The organism is Actimicrobium sp. GrIS 1.19 (assembly GCF_035984655.1).
GTDB lineage: Bacteria > Pseudomonadota > Gammaproteobacteria > Burkholderiales > Burkholderiaceae_D > Actimicrobium.
The window spans coordinates 57,449-74,939 of sequence record NZ_JAXCHT010000010.1 but is presented as its reverse complement, the minus strand read 5'-3'; the positions used below and the strand labels follow the sequence as shown (position 1 = coordinate 74,939).

Genomic DNA, 17,491 nt, shown 5'->3' with positions numbered 1-17,491 from the left:
GATGGCAAAGATTGAGCAGTCAGTTGAGATTCATGGACCGGTTCGCAATGTGTACCAGCAGATGACGCAGTTCGATGAGTACCCGCTTTTCATGGATGGCGTGCGGGAAGTGCGGCAACTCGATGAGGCCCATTTGCACTGGCGCGGCGAAAAGGGTGGCAAGGAAATCGAATGGGATTCCGAAATTACCGAACGGGTGCAGGACAAGGTCATTGCGTGGCGCAGCACCAGCGGACCAAAGAATACGGGCAGGGTCAGCTTTCAATCCGCGGCCAATGACGTTACCCGTGTGACCGTATCAATGGAAAGCGACGATGTGGCAGCCGGTGACGCTGGCAAGGCCGCCAGGCAGCGGCTCGACAGCGACCTGCAGCGATTCAAGGAAATGGTGGAATCGCAGCCGGCCGGGTCGGCTGTAGGGCGCGGTGCGGGTCAGGAAGGGCAGTCAGGTTCAAGCAACGGCGCCAGCAACAGGCGCAGCGGCGCGGTTGGCGCCGGCGCCGACAAGTCAGGCAAGGGGCCCGCAACAGCGGGATCAAATCAGGTTCGTCAATTTTCTACACATGTGGAGGGCAATATGGCAGAGCAAAGCGGGTCAATGCAATTTAGTGGTGAAACCAGTCAATCGCGTTCGCATTCGCCGGCGGCGCTCGGTGATGTCTGGGCACAACCGGCGCGCATGATGTCGCAGATGTCGCATTCGATGGGGCAGATGCCGGTGCGTATGCTGGAACAGGAAGCCAGCATGCTGCAAAAGTCGTTCGTGTCACCCCAGGCCTGGCTTCCCAACGTACTCAATGCGTGGGAAGAGCCGTTTGTGATGATGCGCAAGATGTCGGAGGAAATGGACCAGTTCTTCGGCAAGCTGTTACAACGTCCGATCGGAAAGATCGCCCAAAGCCGCAGCAGCACCGGCATCGTTGCACGCAACTGGACACCCACCGTCGAAATTACCCAGCGCGGTGACGAAATGGTCATCTGTGCAGATCTGCCCGGTCTGACCAAGGATGACGTGGAGCTTCAAGTGCACGAAGACCGGTTGACCATCTCCGGGGAACGGCGTGAAGAATTCAGCGCGCAGGACAGCGAAGGCTATCACCGGACCGAACGCAGCTATGGCCGTTTCTATCGCGCCATTCCGCTGCCGCAAGGGGTGGATGGGCACAATGCCGAAGCCAAGATGCGCGACGGCGTGCTTGAGATCACCGTCCCGCTGCAAAGCCAGCAAACCCAGGGGGTGCGACTCGATATTCGCGAGGCCGAAGAAGGAGAGTTGCGTGAGCAGCGCGAGCAGATCAATGCGCGCCAGCGTCGCGAACAGCTCGAACATGCGCATGGTCAGCAGGCGCCCGAGGCCAAACAGCAGCGCGTGCAACCGGGCCAGCCGTCCAAGGCGCCGGATGACCGTTCACGCCAGGTCGCCGGCAGTGCCAGTGTACGGTCGGAAACGCAGGCCTGATGGGAGGGTTCACGCGCACTGATGTTCCATGAAAAACCCGCTGCGGGACACACGGTCCGGCAGCGGGTTTTTTTGTGCTGCGGTGGTTCTATGCGGCCAGTTTGACCGCGTTGGCCTTGCAGCCGTCCAGCAGGAACGACAGCCCGACCACCAGCACCAGTTCACCTTCGGCCGAGCGCGCAGTACCGGTAATGCCCGGCACCGACAGCGCTGTCAGCGGCTTGATGACCATTTCCGCCGTGCCTTCCACGCGTTCGACCGCAAGGATGTACGGATTGGGTGCTGCGATCACAATGCCGACGCGCTCAGCGCCCGGCGTGTAGCCGAGAATGCCGGCCAGCGAACGCACCGGCAGCGGTCGGCCCTGATCACGCAGGACCGGGGCGCCGCCGACTTCCATGTAGGTTTCCGGCAGCTCGACCACACGCTGCACCACGGACATTGGCATCGCCAGTGCTGCATCGGCGGTGCGCACCAGCATGGTCGGCACGATCGACAGTTCGATCGGCAAGCGGATCGAGAAGCGCGTGCCGGCGCCGAGCGCCGAATCGATGCTGATCGCGCCACGGTGTTTTTCTACCGCGGTCTTCACCACGTCCATGCCCACGCCGCGCCCGGAGACACTGGAGGCGACTTCCTTGGTTGAAAATCCTGGCAGGAACACCAGCTGATAGGCTTCTTCGTTGGACTGTGCTGCAGTATCGTTGATGAGACCTTTTGCGATGGCCTTCTTGCGCAACTCCGCTGCGTTCAGGCCCTTGCCGTCATCTCCGAGCACGATCATCACGCTGTTGGCTTCCTGCCATGCCTTGAGCGAAATGATGGCCTTGACGGGCTTGCCCAGCGCAGCCCGGTCAACCGCGCTTTCAATGCCGTGATCCAGCGCATTGCGCAACATGTGGACCAGTGGGTCGTACAGGCTGTCGACCACCACCCGGTCGACTTCGGTTTCGGCACCTTCGATGACCAGTTCCACATCCTTGCCCAGATCCTTGGCCAGCTCGCGCACCAGCCGCGGGAATTTCTGGAACAACCGGCCAACCGGCTGCATCCGGGTCGACAAGGTCGCGCGCTGCAGCTCGGTCGAATAGCGCGAGGCGCGATTCAGTGTTTCGGTCAGGCTCACCATCAACGCAGCGGCGGCGTCCTCGAACTTGAACTGTTGCAGTTTTTCCAGCAGCACGCTGGCCTGATTGGCCGCCTGCACCGATTCACCGGCAACCTCCAGCAACGCATCGAGCTTGATGGCATCGACCCGGATGCTGTCTTCCTTGAGCGGCGCCGATGACGGCTTGTCGCCGGCGGCCGGGGCCACGCGCGGTGCCGCGGCGGCAGCGGCGGCCGATGCGGCTTCGACGAATTCCGGCGTAGGGTGCTCAACTTCGGCGTCGTTACCCGGCACGATCGCGCGGTACAGCAACTCCCAGTCGACCGTATCGTCGGCGCCCAGGATCGATGTGACCGTCCTGGCTGGCGCCGCCGCGACCTTGACTGGCGGGGCCTTGACGGCCGCCGGCGCCGGCTTGCCTTCGATGGCATGGGTCAGGATGTTTTCCAGCGCGACGGGCATGGCCGAGAGGTTTTCGGGACGGGCGCCGTTGGCCAGTTCGGTGAGCTGGTCGGCCACAAAGCCGCTGGCCTGCAGGGCCGCTTCGATCGCCAGCGGTGTGACCGCAGCGGCGCCGGTGCGCAGCGCATCGAACAGGTTTTCGGTCAGGTGGCAGGCCGACACCATCGCCGGCAAATTCATGAAGCCGGCGCCGCCCTTGATCGTATGGAACGAGCGGAACACGGCATTCAAGATTTCCTTGTCATCCGGCCGCCGCTCCAGCGTCAGCAGATGCTCTTCCACATTCGTCGCCAGTTCGAGCGCCTCGACCACGAAGTCCTTGAGCATGTCTTCCATCAGAACCCCAGTCCATCAAGCAGGCTGTCGACGTCATCCTGTTCCATGGCAACGCCAACTATCGCGGGACCCTGCATCAAGTCGTCCGGGTTGGCCTTGTCGCTTTTCTCTTTCAGGCGCTCAGCGGGTGCGTTGTCACGCAATAGCTGGGCGAGTTCAATTTCGACTTTCTGCGTGATCGTCACGATTTTCTTGATCAACTGGCCGGTGATGTCCTGAAAATCCTGCGCCATCATGATCGACAGCAGTCGCGCTTTCTCGGTCTCGGTATTTTCGATCACGGTGCCGGCAAAGCGCTTCGAATCGGCTGCCAGCGCCTTGAATTCATCGACGCTGAGCTTGCCGTCGTACAGCGCGCTCCAGCGGCTGTCCATGTCCTTGGCGGTCTTGGCCAGCAAATCCTGCGCCGGCATGCCTTCGTCGATCGTGTTCAGGACCTTGTTGGCGGCCTGCTCGGTCAATGTCGCGATGTACTCAAGCCGGTCCTGGGCGTCGCCGATCTGCATCGTGGCGTCCGACAGCGTGCGGTCGTAGCCAAGCTCGCGCAGCGAATCATGCAACAACCGCACAATGCCACCCAGGCGCTCGAACATCGGCTTGACTGCGGTGTCATCCTGGGACGGCTCGACGGCGCCCGCGTCGGCATCGACTGGCTGGACTACCACGGCTGCCGCCGGTGCGGGCGCGGCAGCGGCTGTTTCAGTACTCGCGGAACGTTGAGCGGCTACTTCTTCAAACAGCGCATCGAAATCATCTGACATAGCCCGGATATCCCATATTTGGTTGAAGTTTCAAGAACGCCCTGCAACATCCGGCAGCCTTGCCGCCGCGTTGTTGGCAGCCATTCCATGCCGATGGTGGCACCGTCAATGCTGGTCTTGAGTGCGGAATCTGCGTGCGCTGATCATTGCATCCGCACGACAAAAAGGGTCGCCCAATAATACCTAAATTTTTCGGATTAAAGGGGCGTATCCGTCTCATTTTGCTGCTAAGCGGAAACTTTCTGTTACTTCGTGTCAAATCCGCCCGGCGCCGGGCCGGCGGCCGTGCCATGGATTGACGATTGGGTGGATGGCCGACTACACTGTGCTGGTTTTGGTGCACGCGCGCCGCTTCCGGCGCGCAGTTAAACGGGAAACACGCGTTCCATGTGAACAGGCGTGTGCTGCCCCCGCAACGGTAAACAAGCGCATGGAAAGTTCATGCCAGCCGCATTTCGACACCACTGTGCCAACGGCATGGGAAGGTGATGCGGTGAGACTTGTGAGCCCGGATACCGGCCAGGACAGGTGAAAACGGCGCGCACGGACTTACGGTGCGTGGCGTCGTTTTTGATGCATCGCGCTTGCGGGGAAGCTGGCGCGATATCCCCTTGCCGATCGGTCATTCATGTTGAAGTTCCCCCGTACCCCCTTGCGCGCTGCCGCACGCCTGTCCGCGTTCGCGTCACTTTTATTTTCCGTTTCCAATGCGTCGGCCGACGCTACGCTGACACCCGTGGTGGTGACGGCCGCACGGATCGAACAAAACCAGCTCGATGCACTGCCGCATACCACCGTCATCACCAGCGAAATGATTCGCAACAGCCAGGCGATCGATTTGCCGGGATTGTTGCGCAACGAAGCCGGACTGCAATTCTCGCAAAGCGGCGGTCCCGGCCAGCTGACGTCGTTTTTCATGCGCGGCGCTGCGCCGGCGCAGACCCTGATCCTGATCGACGGCGTGCCGGTGCGGCGCCAGGGTTTTTCCGGCGGCGCAGCGATCGAACACATCCTGCCTGAGCAAATCGACCATATCGAGATCGTGCGCGGCAATGTGTCGGCGATCTACGGCTCGGGGGCGATCGGGGGCGTGGTGCAGATTTTCACCCGGCGCGGCGCGCAGGAGCCGACGCTCGGCGCCTCGGTCGAGGCCGGCTCGCGCGGCACCACCAAAGTCAGCGGCGATATCTCCGGTCAGTCGGCCGGCGGCACCCGTTACGCGATGTCGGCGTCGCATTTCAACACCGATGCCTTCTCGGTGGCCAGTGCGCGGCAATTCCCGAACGAGAATCCGGACAAGGATGGCTACGAGAATTCCAGCGTATCGGCCGACCTGTCGCAGGAGTGGGCCAAGGGTCATGAGGTCGGTGCCAGGCTGTACGCCAACGACGGCAAGTTCAACTACGACGGTGGCGGCTTCGGCACGCCCACGGACATCAACAAAGGCACTTCAAAACAACAATCGCTGGCGCTGTTTTCGCGCGATCGCTTCAGCCCGGACTGGGGCTCGACCATCACGCTGTCGCAAACCCGCACCGAAAATCGCGATATCGCCATCAGCGACTTCGGGTTTGACAGTCGCTACCAGAGCACCGCCAATCTGCTGCAATGGGCCAACGAAATCAGCCTGTCACCGAACTGGACCGTGAGCGCCGGTGCAGATCTCGGGCGCGAACGCGCCGATGTGCGCAATGACGACGGCTTCAGCGTCACCACCAACGCGCCGTCGCGCTCGACCTCAAGCCTGTATGCCGGCATCAATGGCAAGCTGGACGCGCACCAGTTGCAGCTCAATGTGCGGCACGACCATGTCGGTGGTTCCGGCGCGAAAACCACCGGCTATCTCGGTTACGGTTATGTGCTCACGCCCGCCTTCAAGCTCATTGCCAATGCCTCGACGGCGTTCAATGCGCCGACGCTGGCGCAGGTATTCGATCCCGATAGCGGCAACGCCAACCTGAAGCCGGAAACCGCGCGGTCGGTCGAGCTCGGCGCGCAATACGCGGCCGGGGAGACATTGATTCGCACCACGCTGTTCAAGACCCGCACCCGCAACCAGTTCGGCATTGATCCTGACAATTGTTTTTCGGGTGGCTATCCGTTCAGTTGCCCGACCTTCAATATCGCCCAGGCCAGCAATCAGGGGCTGGAGCTGAGCGCCGGCAGCACGCTTGGTGGCATGGATCTGCACGCCAGCCTGACGTTGCAGGAACCGACCAACGATGCCACCGACCAGATCCTGCCGCGACGTGCCCGCACGCTCGCCGCGTTGTCGGCGGCGCAGGCATTTGGTGCGCTGCGGGCCGGCGCCGATGTGCAATACACCGGCAGCCGCAACGATGGCAGTCATCCGCTCGGGGCCTATGCGCTGGTGAACCTGAATGCCCGCTATGCGCTGTCGAAGTCGCTGGCGCTGTTCGGCCGTATCGACAACCTGTTCGACCGTGATTATCAAACCGTGTACGGCTACAACCAGCCGCCACGGGGCGTCTTCATCGGCTTGCGCTGGCAGCAATAGGATGACCGTTGCACGCCGCGCGGTATTGGTATGGCTGGTGCTGACTGCGCTCGGCGTGCTGGCGCTGGCCGCCGCGATCGCCTGTGGCAGCAGCGGCTGTTTCAGCGGCAGCGCGGATCTGTTGTGGGCGCTGCGGCTGCCGCGTGCGCTGTCGGCGTTTGCGGTGGGTGGCTTGCTGGCCTTGGCCGGTGCGCTGATGCAGGTGCTGTTGCGCAATCCATTGGCTGATCCGTATGTGCTCGGCGTCTCGGGCGGGGCCGCCACCGGCGCAATGGTCGCCATGCTGCTGGCGCCGGTGGCGCTGGCGGCCTGGTCGACCCATCTTGGCGCCGGACTGGGCGCCTTGCTGGCAACTGTGCTGCTGTTCGGGCTGGCCCGTGGCAGCATGTTGCAAGTGCATTCGGCCGACTCGGGAGTGCGTTTGATCCTGACAGGCGTGATGATCGCCGCCGGGTTTGGCGCCTGCATGACGCTCATGCTCAGCATCGCGCCCGACGCCAGCTTGCGCGGCATGATTTTCTGGTTGATGGGTGATCTCGACAATACCCTGCTGTATGGCCCGGCCTGTGTCGTGCTGGTGCTGGCAGTGTGGTGGGCCGGCGCTAACGCCGCGCGCCTGAATGTGCTGGCGCACGGCGACGCCGCAGCGCAGTTGCTCGGTGTGCCGGTGGTGCGCTTGCGCATCGCCACGCTGGTGGTGGCATCGATCGCCACCGCCACGGCGGTCGCGGTGGCCGGGACCATTGGATTTGTCGGGTTGGTGGTGCCGCACGCGCTGCGGCTGCTGTTTGGCAATGATCAGCGACTGCTGCTGCCGGCCTGTGCGTTGGGTGGCGGGATTGCCTTGACGCTGGCGGATCTGTTGGCGCGCACCGTGGTGGCGCCGGTGCAGCTGCCGGTCGGCGTCATCACCGCGCTGATCGGTGTGCCGGTGTTTCTGTGGTTGCTCGGACGGGGCCGCACATGACGCTACTTCGCACCGACAAGTTGCGCATTGCGGTTGGCCAGCGCACCTTGATTGCCGCCTTGGACTGGGAAATTCGCAGCGGCGAATTCTGGTGCGTGCTGGGTCGCAATGGCGTCGGCAAAACCACGCTCATGCGCACGCTGGCGGGGCTGTTACCTCCCGCGGCGGGTACCGTCTCGATCGATGGCGCGGCACTAGCCGCGATCACGCCAGCGGCACTGGCACGCCGGCGCGGACTGATGCCGCAGCAACAGGTCGATGCCTTTTCCATTTCGGTGCTGCAGACAGTGTTGATCGGGCGCACGCCGTACCGCGTTGGCCGCGGCTGGGACAGCGACGCCGACATTGCAGCGGCACGGGCGGCGCTGGCCAGCGTTGACCTCGATGCGCGTGCCGACAGCGATGTGCTGCACCTGTCCGGCGGCGAGCGCCAGCGTGTCGCGCTGGCGGCGTTGCTGGCGCAGGCGCCCGATATTCTGTTGCTCGATGAACCTGCCGCGCATCAGGATGTGGCGCACCAGCTGACCATGCTGCGCCAGATTCGCGTGCTGGCATCTGACCATGCGGTGGTCATGAGCTGCCATGACATCAATCTCGCCGCGCGTTTCGCTACCCATGCACTGGTGTTGTCAGAGCAGCGCAGCTGGAGCGGCCCGGTTGACGCCATCCTGACACCGGCTGTACTGCAGGCGGCATTTGGCTGTGCCTTCAGGATGCTGCAAGGCGACGGCCTGCGCAGCTTCGTAGCCGGCTAAGGGCTTCTTTTTTGCCCCTGTCCGAGCGGCGTTCGTTTGGAGCAGGAAAAAACAAGTGTTAGGATGCATTCACTTCCACACAGTAAACAGAGCGCTTTCCGTGCATACGAAAATTATTGAGGTGTTGTCGAGCACCTACCCCGAGCCTGGTTGCGCTGTCTGCAAGGCCGCGCTGGACTTTGAATTCACGTTTGCATTTCAACCTATCGTCGATGTCAACGCACGCAGCATCTACGCCTATGAGGCGCTGGTACGCGGCCCGAATGGCGAAGGCGCGGCAGAAGTTCTTGCGCGTGTGAATGACGACAATCGCTACCAATTTGATCAAGGCTGTCGCATCAAGAGCATTCTGCTGGCGCAGAGTCTGGGAATGACCGCCCGGATTTCCATCAACTTCCTGCCGAACGCGGTGTATCAGCCAGAGCTGTGTATTCGCACCACGATCGCGGCTGCGGAAGCGGCCAATTTTCCGCTCGACAAAATCATCTTCGAAGTCACCGAAGGCGAGCAGATGCGCGAGCCGGAAAAGTTGTTGGCGATCTTCCGCTACTACCGCGATCGCGGCTTTGCCACCGCCATCGATGACTTTGGCGCAGGCTATGCGGGACTCGGCCTGCTCACGGACTTTCAGCCATCCCTGATCAAGATCGATATCAAGCTGGTGCGCGACATCGACGCCAATCCGGTCAAGCAGGCGGTGGTTGCCGGCATTCTGGTGACGACCCGCCTGCTGGGCATCGAGGTCATCGCCGAGGGCGTTGAAACTGCCGCCGAAGCACGCTGGTTCAAGCAGAACGGCATCAGCCTGATGCAGGGCTACTATTTCGCCCGGCCGGGGTTCGAGTCACTGCCGCAGGTGACAAACTGGGATCTGGCTGACTGAGCCGGTCACGCCGACGGTCAGCGCGGCCACAGCACCATCTGGGTACACCGGAACAAGGCAATCACCTTGCCGTCCGGTCCACTGACGGTGGCATCCCACACGTGCGTATTGCGGCCGAGATGCGCTGGCGTCGCCACGCAGCTGATCACGCCCGAGGTCGCCGTGCCAAGGTGATTACTCTTCAGTTCAATCGTAGTGAATCCTTTTGCGCCTTCCGGTAAGCGTGCGATGCAGCCATAGCCGCAGCAGGTATCGGCCAGCATCACCACGGTGGCGGCATGCAGGTAACCGTTGGGCGCGTGATGGTGCGGTTCGATCGCCAGCCGGGCATGCACCCCGGTCGCATCGATGCGATCAATCTCGACGCCAAGGAAGCCAGGCAACGAGCCTTTTTGAAACGCATTGAATTCGGCGGGGCTGCTCGGTAACGTGTTCATCATGGTTCCATTGCTAAAAAAGGTCGTGCTATTCTTGCATGAAAGCCACCGGTGCCTGAATCCGCACAAGAAGGGAATCCCATGCCCGTCATCATTGTCGCCAATCCCAAAGGCGGCGTTGGCAAAAGTACCTTTGCCACCAACCTCGCTGGCTATTTTGCTTCACGCGGTCACCATGTCATGCTGGGTGACGCCGATCCGCAGCAGTCGTCGCTATCCTGGCTGGCGCTGCGTCCGGCCGGATTGCCACCGATTTCATCCTGGCAGATCGAGCGCGGCAAGCTGGCCAAGCCACCCAAGGGCACCACCCATATCGTGCTCGACACCCCGGCCGGCCTTCACGGCGGACGCTTTGACGAAGTCATGCGCATTGCCGACAAGGTGGTGGTGCCGCTGCAGGCGTCCATGTTCGATATCCTCGCCACGCAGGCGTTCCTGCAAAAACTGGCGTCACAGCAGCCGCGCGTGCCGGTCGGCGTGTTCGGCATGCGTGTCAATGCGCGTACCCGCGCCGCCGAGCAACTGGCACATTACGTCAGCGGCCTGGGTCTGCCGGTACTGGGAACGCTGCGTGACACGCAGAACTATGTCCAGCTGGCAGCGCATGGCACTACGTTGTGGGATGTGGCGCCCTCAAGGGTCGAACGCGATCTGCTGCAATGGGACCCGATTCTGCAGTGGGTGGAGTCATGACCGCCGCAGAATTGGCGCAGCGGCTCATTCGCAACGTCGATCAGCCCGAACAGCAGCACTTTGTGCGGCCGCCTTTGTATGACTCGGTCGGAACGCGCCTGGCGCCCGGCACGGCCGCTGAAAAACTCAGCGCCAGCGTCGATGTCGTTGCGCCGGGAAAAATAACCTGTCCCTACCATTTCCATCACGCGCAAGAAGAAATGTTCGTCATTCTGGAAGGCTGCGGCACGCTGCGTGTGGCCGGCGAAATGCTGCCGTTGCGCAGCGGTGACGTGATCTTCATCCCGCCCGGCCCGCAGTATCCGCACCAGATCATCAACACCTCCGACGCGCCGCTGAAATATCTGTCGATCGGTACGCGCGAGCAGCCGGAAATTTGCGAGTATCCCGATTCCGACAAGTTTCTGGCGTCGGCCGGTCCGTCCGGAGAGCGCACCTTCGACCAGTTACACCGGCGCGGCGCCGGGCTCGACTATTGGGACGGCGAACCGTAAGCATCGTTGACGCGGCCCGGATCGCTTCACCCGGTCGCTTGCCATTCAGCCAGGACGGTAGCGCGCGAAGACCGCCTGCAACTGGCGCGTGCGTGCATCGTCGGCTTGCGTGACAAGCAGCAAATTGGCGTTGCGCAGCATCGCCCCGGCGGCGCTGCGCTGGTGATCGATGCAAGCGGCGGGAGATACGCAGATCAGCAGCGACACCGGTTTCTGTTCCATCGACAACGGATACAGATTGAACGCCGCAACACCGGAAATCTCGCGCCCGGCCAGCAATGCATCAGCGGCCTTGGTCGGGGTCTGATCGAACTCGCCGTCGAGCCCATTCTGCTTGAACCATGCCGTCAGGTTGTCGAGCGTGGTCTGGCGCGATTGCTGTGTTTCGGCATCGTCCTTGCCGCGCTCAACGCAGGTCCCCAATTCATGATCGTAGGCCGCCTGGTGTTTGGTGCGACACCACGCCGTCATCTCACCATCGGGCTGGCTGGTGCGCAGTTGCGGGTTCTTTTGCCGGGCGATGTCGTCGCCGTACATGAACCGATCCAGCTCGGCACTGCCCACCTTGACGCCGACCAGCATCACCAGCACGGTCAGTACGATGTTGACGATGGCAGGCAGTCGCAGGCCCGCTTTCGGATCGTTCCAGTGTGCGTAGCAAAAATACAGCGCGGGAATGGCAAAAATGAACGATGCGCCGGCACCGACCGGGCTGATGCGCCAGATGCGTTCGGTCAGCCAGATCCACGCAGCCAGACTGACCAGCACCAGCAACAAAAAAAGCAGGATCAGCATCGGTGGTGTCCTTAAGACGGTGTTGTTGGGGGACGTTTTTCACGCGCGCCGTCAAGGTCCCGACACAGCTGCTCGGTGCCGTCCAGAATGCGCGGCCCGGCGCGTGCGAGCCAGTCGCCATTGATGACAAACAGGTTGTTGCGCTGCACCGCCAGCAGGCCCGGAAAGCGCCGCCATGCGTTGAGCGCAGCAGCATCATTGTCGCCGCCGCCGGTCACAATGACTTCGGGATTTTCCTGCAACACGGCCTCGGCGCTGACCACCGGGGCGATCTGCGGCAGGCGCGCGAAAATGTTTTCACCGCCGCACAGCCGCACCGCGCTGGAGATGATGTGACTGCGGTTGAGTGTCATCAGCGGCGCGCCCCAGATCTGATAAAACACGCGCACCGTCGGCCGATGTGTATAGCTTGCGGTGAGGGCTTGCAGGCGCTGCCGGAAGGCCGCCGCAGCGGCATCGCCAATCGCCGCGGTCCCGGCCAGTTGGCCGAGCCGTTCCAGCGAGGAGGCAATCGCTTCATAGCTGCCGGGTTCGCTTTCGAACACCGGAATATGCAGGGCACGCAGGCGGCCAAGCTGCAGCGCTGAATTGCCGCTGCCCCAGGCCACCACAAGGTCTGGCTTGAGTGTCACGATGCGTTCGATATCGACCGCGCCAGCGCCGCCAACTGAAGCGATGTTGGCGGCCGCGGCGGGGAAATTGCTGTAGGCACTGACGCCGACAATCTTCGGCCCGGCGCCGGCGGCAAACAGCAATTCGGTTGCATGCGGCGCCAGGCTGATGATGCGCTTGGCGGGCGCTGCCAGTGTGACGGGGCGGCTGGCATCGTCCAGCACCGTGACCGGAGCGGCGCCAGCTGCGCAGCTCACGAACCAGCAACCCAGCACGGCCAGATGTCGCAGCATGATCAAATTTCGAGATTGTCGATCAGGCGTGTGACACCCAGCCTGGCCGCGGCCAATACCACCAGCAGCTCGCCGCGGTGCAGGTCGCCGGCACTCGGCGGCTGCAGGTCGGCACGGCGGCGGATCGAGATGTAGTCGGGCTGCCAGCCATGCGCCGCCAGCTCGGTCATCGCCTTCTGTTCGAGCATCGACACGTCCAGATGACCGGCGCGCACTTCCGCCGCCACCGCATTGAGCACCTGCGCCAGCCGCGGCGCTTCGGCGCGTTCTTGCGGCGACAGGTACATGTTGCGCGACGACAGCGCCAAGCCATCGTCGGCCCGGAACGTCTCGGCAGCGATGATCTCGGTCGGCAGCGCGAACTGGCGGCACATGTTCCGCACGATCATCAGCTGCTGATAATCCTTCTTGCCAAACACCGACACGCTCGGTTGCACGCACGAGAACAGCTTGAGCACGACGGTGGTCACGCCGGTAAAGAATCCCGGACGGAATTCGCCCTCCAGCGTATTGCCGAGATTTTCCGGTGGCTGCACGCGAAACTCCTGCTGCTCCGGGTACAAATCCTTTTCGGTTGGCGCAAACAGCACATACACGCCTTCCTTTTCCAGCTTCTCGACATCGGCGGCAAAGGTGCGGGGATATTTGTCGAAGTCTTCGTTCGGACCGAATTGCAGGCGGTTGACGAAGATCGAGGCCACGATCGGGTCGCCGTGTTTTTTCGCCAGCCGCATCAGCGACAGGTGGCCATCGTGCAGGTTTCCCATGGTGGGGACAAAGGCGGTGCGTAGCTGTCCGCGCAACTGGTCGCGCAGATCGTCGATCGAGGAAATGATTTTCATGAGGGACTTTGCAAGGAAGGGATTCAGTGTGGCGAATAGGCCAGCCGGACGTAGATCGGCGCGAAGGGCTCGGCCTGGGTGATCTCGATCAGGGTCTCCTTGGCCAGTTCGAGCAAGGCGACGAAATTGACCACCAGGACCGGCACGCCGCGGGCCGGATCGAACAGGTCGGCGAACTCGACGAAACGGGCATGTTGCAGGCGGCGCAGGATGGCGGTCATGTGCTCGCGCACCGACAGTTCTTCGCGGCTGATGCGATGGTGTTCGGTCAATTTGGCGCGCTTGATCACATCGGCCCAGGCCGCCTGCAAATCGTTGGCGTTGACTTCAGGCCAGCGCGGCACCACGCTCTGCTCGATGAAAATCTGCGTGCGCACATAATCGCGGCCGAGCTGCGGCACCGCGTCAAGCTGCCAGGCTGCCAGCTTCATTTGTTCGTATTCGAGCAGCCTGCGCACCAGCTCGGCGCGCGGGTCGCCAGCTTCCTCGCCGGTATCGGCGCGGCGCACTGGCAGCAGCATGCGCGACTTGATTTCGATGAGCATCGCCGCCATCAGCAGATATTCGGCGGCCAGCTCCAGGTTATGTACGCGGATCTGTTCGACATAGTCGAGATACTGGCGCGTGACTTGCGCCATCGGGATATCGAGGATGTTGAAGTTTTGCTTGCGAATCAGGTACAGCAGCAGATCCAGCGGCCCTTCGAACGCTTCGAGGAAGACCTCCAGCGCATCGGGCGGGATATACAGGTCGTTGGGCAGCTTGAACAGCGGCTCGCCATACAGCCGCGCAAAACCGACGCCGTCCACCACCGTCGGCGTCGCATCGGACAACCCGTCGCGGGCGCCCTGCAGCGTATCCGAAGCCTGCACTGCCGCCATGGTTAGAGCTTGTTCTGGTACACGTAAGGTTGTTGCGCGACGGTCGCGTCGAGCGTGCGCTCCTGGCTATCCAGGTCACGCGGTGCCTTGTCCCACAGCAGTGCGCGACCGGCGCGCTGTTGCTCTTCAAGCTCGGGGTTTTTCTTCTTCAGGTCTTTGATGAACAGCGTGATCTCGGACTCGTAGCGCTGGAATTGCTTGCTGAATTTCATGGGGCGCTCGTCGGTTTGGATATGCGAAGGGGTCAAATCAGAGCGCATTTTACCTTGTCCACCCCATCAAACCGCAAAAATACTGGCGCGTTCGAGCGCAGCCGGCAGGTTGTCGAGACAGTTGTTTTCGCCCAGCCGGGTCAGAAAGCCGGTGCGCGTCATCAGTTCGCGCGGTTGCCGGTTGGGGCCGCACAGCAGCAATTGCGCACCGTGCCGTTCCAGCGTGCGGCGCAGGGCGTCGAGCGCATCGAGGCCGGTACTGTCGAGGCTGATCAGCTGGTGCAGCGCCAGGATCAGCACCTTGTCGCTGCCCGATTTCGCGTCCAGCAGCCGTTCCAGCTTGTCGACCGCGCCAAAAAACAGCGACCCATAAATCGAATACGCCGCCACGCCCGCCGGCAGCGGCTGGCTCAGGCTGGTCGAATCAATGGCTTCGATGTGGGTCAGGCTGGAAATGCGATAGACAAAAAACACGCAGGCCAGCAGCAGGCCGACTTCGACTGCGGTGGTCAGGTCAATGACGACTGTGAGGAAGAAGGTCGCCAGCATCTGGATGCGGTACAGCGTCGACAGATGGCGCAAACGGACGAACTCATGCCATTCGCCCATGTTCCAGGCCATGAACATCAGGATCGCGGCGAGTGCTGCGAGCGGCACGTCGTGCGCCAGCGGCGCTGCAAACAGCACCACCGCCAGCAGCAACAGGGCGTGGGCGATGCCGGCCACCGGCGAACGGCCGCCACTGCGCACGTTGGTGACGGTGCGGGCGATGGTGCCGGTGGCGGGCATGCCGCCAAAAAACGGTGTGATGAAGTTGGCAATGCCCTGTGCCATGAGCTCCTGGTTCGGGTCATGGCGGTCATCGATCAGATTGTCGGCAATGCGCGCGCACAACAGCGATTCGATGGCGCACAGCAGCGCGATGGTCAGGGTCGGAGCGAACAGTTGCTTGACCAGCTTCCAGCTGAAGTCCGGCAGCACGAAGCCCGGCAGGCCCTGCGGCACGCCGCCAAAGCGCGTGCCGATGGTGTCGATGGGCAGCGCCAGCAGCCAGCTGGCCAGTGTCGCCATGATCAGCACCAGCACGCTGCCCGGCAGGATGCTGCACAGACGGGCCCAGCGACCGCTGCCTTTCATGGCGGGTTGCACCGTGCGGGCCCAGACCACCAGGAACAGCAATGACAGTGCCGCAACCAGCATGCTGCGCCAGTCGGCGTGAGCGGCATTGGTCACCAGAAGATGAATCTGTGCGAAAAAATCACCCGGCATTTTGGCAATCGGTATGCCGAAAAAATCCTTCAGCTGCGACACCGCAATCAACACCGCAATGCCATTGGTGAAGCCGATCACGATCGGCAGCGGGATATACCGGATCAGGCTGCCCAGCCGGGTCAACCCCATCGCAAACAGCAGGATCCCGGCAAGACTGGTGGCAATGAGCAGATTGGCCACGCCGTATTTTTCGATGATGTCGTAGACCACGACAATGAACGCGCCGGCCGGGCCGCCGATCTGCACCCGCGATCCGCCCAGTGCCGAGATCAGAAAGCCGGCGATGATGGCGGTAAACAGGCCGGCTTCGGGCTTCATGCCGCTGGCTATCGCAAACGCCATCGCCAGCGGCAATGCGACGACGCCGACGGTCAGGCCGGCGACGATGTCGCTGGTGAGCTGCTTTTTGTCATAGTTGGCGAGGGTGTCGAGCAGGGCGGGGCGGAAGCTGAAGCGCGGCTGGGACATGGCGGGTATCGGTCCGGGTGGCGCAGCGCGGGTTGCTGCGATCAACGGCTTTATTGTGCACTCGGGGTGCGGGGCGACTCAAGCAGATGTCACGCAATCCGTGCGTTTGTCGCCAAAACGGGAATTCGCCCTGTTCGTCGCAAGTCTGGATTGTGTGATCTGCCGCATGACAAGGAAAGGTCAAAAATCGTATGATCGCGTTAAGCACATGGCAGATCGTGCAATCACCGCAGTTCAAGTGCACGTCCTCCCTTCACTTTCTGGAAAGCCAACTCATGACCTCACGTCGCCATTTCATTCTCCAAACCATCCCCGCCGCGGCAATTGTACTGACCGGCTCGCGCGCCGCATTTGCCCAGGCCGGACACATCGAAGAAACCGATCCGACTGCCGTTGCTCTGGGCTACAAGCACGATGCCACCAAGGTGGATGCCAAGAAATACCCGGCGTATGTTGCCGGTCGGGTGTGCAACGGCTGCCAGTTGTATCAAGGCAAAGTCACCGATGCCTGGGCGCCTTGCGGCGCCATGGGCGGCAAGCAGGTCAACGGCAAGGGCTGGTGTGTGGCCTGGGCGAAAAAAGCTGCCTGATCGAACCCTGTGCGGGACTGACCCGGTTGGCGGAAATCCTTCGTCAAGCCGGGTCATTTTTTTTATAAGCGAAAGGATTTCGCATGCGCCTGCCACTGATTGCCCCGGCCGATCTGACGCCGGAACAAAAGCCGTTGTACGACGCGATGCGCAAGGGCATTGCCAGCAATTTCAACACCTTCAAGGTCGAGCGCGCCGATGGCGCCCTGATGGGGCCGTGGAATCCGTGGCTGCACGAGCCGGCCATCGGTGCGGCGATCTGGGACCTGACTCTGGCCATGACGGCCAATGCCACCTTGCCGGACAACGTGCGGCAGATTGCAATTCTGGTCGTGGGCGCGCGCTATGACGCCGCCTACGAGATTTACGCCCACATTGCCGTGGCCGAGCACGAAGGCATGTCGCCCGAACGGCTCGCCACGCTGGTGGCAGACCTCAAGCCGAACGACTTGTCGAAGGAAGAAAGCATTGCCTTCGACCTGGCCTACGCATTAAGCCGCGGCGGCACCCTGCCGGAACCGGTGTATCGCCTGGCGGTGGCGACCTTCGGCCAGCACGGCACCAACGAGCTGATCTATCTGGTTGGCCTGTACGCGATGGTCTCGACCACCCTCAACGGCTTCAATGTGCCGGTGCCGGAGCGGGATTGATCG

Annotated in this window: 18 protein-coding genes and 1 riboswitch; of the genes, 9 read left to right on the top strand and 9 right to left on the bottom strand. The window is 62.2% G+C overall.

Annotation, left to right across the window (positions count from 1 at the left end):
• Nucleotide 1 precedes the first annotated feature (1 nt).
• Nucleotides 2-1,459: an Hsp20 family protein gene (locus tag RCH09_RS09325; protein ID WP_326940801.1), complete on the top strand. Its 1,458-nt coding sequence runs from the start codon at nt 2-4 to the stop codon at nt 1,457-1,459.
• Nucleotides 1,460-1,547: 88 nt separating this feature from the next.
• Here the strand turns inward: RCH09_RS09325 and RCH09_RS09320 are convergent, their stop codons facing one another.
• Both RCH09_RS09320 and RCH09_RS09315 read right to left on the bottom strand, forming a co-directional pair.
• The gene (locus RCH09_RS09320; RefSeq protein ID WP_326940800.1) at nt 1,548-3,365 is read right to left on the bottom strand and encodes a chemotaxis protein CheA; all 1,818 of its coding nucleotides are present in this window, start codon (nt 3,363-3,365) and stop codon (nt 1,548-1,550) included.
• On the bottom strand, nt 3,365-4,126 hold the full coding sequence (locus tag RCH09_RS09315; RefSeq protein WP_326940799.1) for a protein phosphatase CheZ: 762 nt from the start codon (nt 4,124-4,126) through the stop codon (nt 3,365-3,367). The genes RCH09_RS09320 and RCH09_RS09315 overlap by 1 nt, the downstream gene beginning before the upstream one ends.
• Nucleotides 4,127-4,444: 318 nt before the next feature.
• A riboswitch (cobalamin riboswitch) is annotated at nt 4,445-4,664 on the top strand.
• A 90-nt stretch (nt 4,665-4,754) separates the two neighbouring features.
• Here RCH09_RS09315 and RCH09_RS09310 point away from each other — a divergent pair.
• From RCH09_RS09310 to RCH09_RS09295, 4 genes are all read left to right on the top strand, one after another.
• Nucleotides 4,755-6,644, top strand: a complete 1,890-nt coding sequence (locus RCH09_RS09310) for a TonB-dependent receptor plug domain-containing protein (protein WP_326940798.1) — start codon at nt 4,755-4,757, stop codon at nt 6,642-6,644.
• A gap of 1 nt (nt 6,645) precedes the next feature.
• Entirely contained in the window at nt 6,646-7,611 is a 966-nt protein-coding gene (locus tag RCH09_RS09305) for a FecCD family ABC transporter permease (RefSeq protein WP_326940797.1), read from the top strand.
• Complete coding sequence (locus tag RCH09_RS09300) at nt 7,608-8,366, top strand: ABC transporter ATP-binding protein (protein ID WP_326940796.1); 759 nt, start codon at nt 7,608-7,610, stop codon at nt 8,364-8,366. Before RCH09_RS09305 ends, RCH09_RS09300 begins: the two co-directional genes overlap by 4 nt.
• 100 nt (nt 8,367-8,466) lie before the next feature.
• Nucleotides 8,467-9,249, top strand: coding sequence for an EAL domain-containing protein (locus RCH09_RS09295; protein ID WP_326940795.1), 783 nt, complete (start codon nt 8,467-8,469; stop codon nt 9,247-9,249).
• Nucleotides 9,250-9,266: 17 nt separating this feature from the next.
• Here the strand turns inward: RCH09_RS09295 and RCH09_RS09290 are convergent, their stop codons facing one another.
• Nucleotides 9,267-9,686: a PaaI family thioesterase gene (locus RCH09_RS09290; protein ID WP_326940794.1), complete on the bottom strand. Its 420-nt coding sequence runs from the start codon at nt 9,684-9,686 to the stop codon at nt 9,267-9,269.
• An 81-nt stretch (nt 9,687-9,767) separates the two neighbouring features.
• Here RCH09_RS09290 and RCH09_RS09285 point away from each other — a divergent pair, with 81 nt between their 5' ends.
• Both RCH09_RS09285 and RCH09_RS09280 read left to right on the top strand, forming a co-directional pair.
• Nucleotides 9,768-10,379, top strand: coding sequence for a ParA family protein (locus RCH09_RS09285; protein ID WP_326940793.1), 612 nt, complete (start codon nt 9,768-9,770; stop codon nt 10,377-10,379).
• Nucleotides 10,376-10,873 (top strand): cupin domain-containing protein, encoded by a 498-nt coding sequence (locus tag RCH09_RS09280; RefSeq protein ID WP_326940792.1) that lies wholly within the window; start codon nt 10,376-10,378, stop codon nt 10,871-10,873. Before RCH09_RS09285 ends, RCH09_RS09280 begins: the two co-directional genes overlap by 4 nt.
• 45 nt (nt 10,874-10,918) lie before the next feature.
• Here RCH09_RS09280 and RCH09_RS09275 read toward each other — a convergent pair whose 3' ends face one another.
• The 6 genes from RCH09_RS09275 to RCH09_RS09250 form a co-directional block, all read right to left on the bottom strand.
• A complete protein-coding gene (locus RCH09_RS09275; RefSeq protein WP_326940791.1) occupies nt 10,919-11,668 on the bottom strand; it encodes a hypothetical protein in 750 nt (249 codons plus the stop codon).
• Between the two features lie 11 nt (nt 11,669-11,679).
• A complete protein-coding gene (locus RCH09_RS09270; RefSeq protein ID WP_326940790.1) occupies nt 11,680-12,573 on the bottom strand; it encodes a cobalamin-binding protein in 894 nt (297 codons plus the stop codon).
• A gap of 2 nt (nt 12,574-12,575) precedes the next feature.
• Nucleotides 12,576-13,415 carry a pantoate--beta-alanine ligase gene (gene panC / locus RCH09_RS09265; RefSeq protein WP_326940789.1) on the bottom strand — a complete coding sequence of 280 codons (840 nt, stop codon included), beginning with the start codon at nt 13,413-13,415 and terminating at the stop codon, nt 12,576-12,578.
• 23 nt (nt 13,416-13,438) lie between these two features.
• Nucleotides 13,439-14,296, bottom strand: coding sequence for a segregation and condensation protein A (locus RCH09_RS09260; RefSeq protein WP_326940788.1), 858 nt, complete (start codon nt 14,294-14,296; stop codon nt 13,439-13,441).
• A gap of 2 nt (nt 14,297-14,298) precedes the next feature.
• The gene (locus RCH09_RS09255; protein WP_326940787.1) at nt 14,299-14,508 is read right to left on the bottom strand and encodes a DUF3460 family protein; all 210 of its coding nucleotides are present in this window, start codon (nt 14,506-14,508) and stop codon (nt 14,299-14,301) included.
• Nucleotides 14,509-14,574: 66 nt separating this feature from the next.
• Nucleotides 14,575-16,248: a SulP family inorganic anion transporter gene (locus tag RCH09_RS09250; RefSeq protein WP_326940786.1), complete on the bottom strand. Its 1,674-nt coding sequence runs from the start codon at nt 16,246-16,248 to the stop codon at nt 14,575-14,577.
• Between the two features lie 275 nt (nt 16,249-16,523).
• Here RCH09_RS09250 and RCH09_RS09245 point away from each other — a divergent pair, with 275 nt between their 5' ends.
• A complete protein-coding gene (locus RCH09_RS09245; RefSeq protein WP_326940785.1) occupies nt 16,524-16,838 on the top strand; it encodes a high-potential iron-sulfur protein in 315 nt (104 codons plus the stop codon).
• Between the two features lie 83 nt (nt 16,839-16,921).
• Entirely contained in the window at nt 16,922-17,488 is a 567-nt protein-coding gene (locus RCH09_RS09240; RefSeq protein WP_326940784.1) for a carboxymuconolactone decarboxylase family protein, read from the top strand.
• Nucleotides 17,489-17,491: the final 3 nt, after the last annotated feature.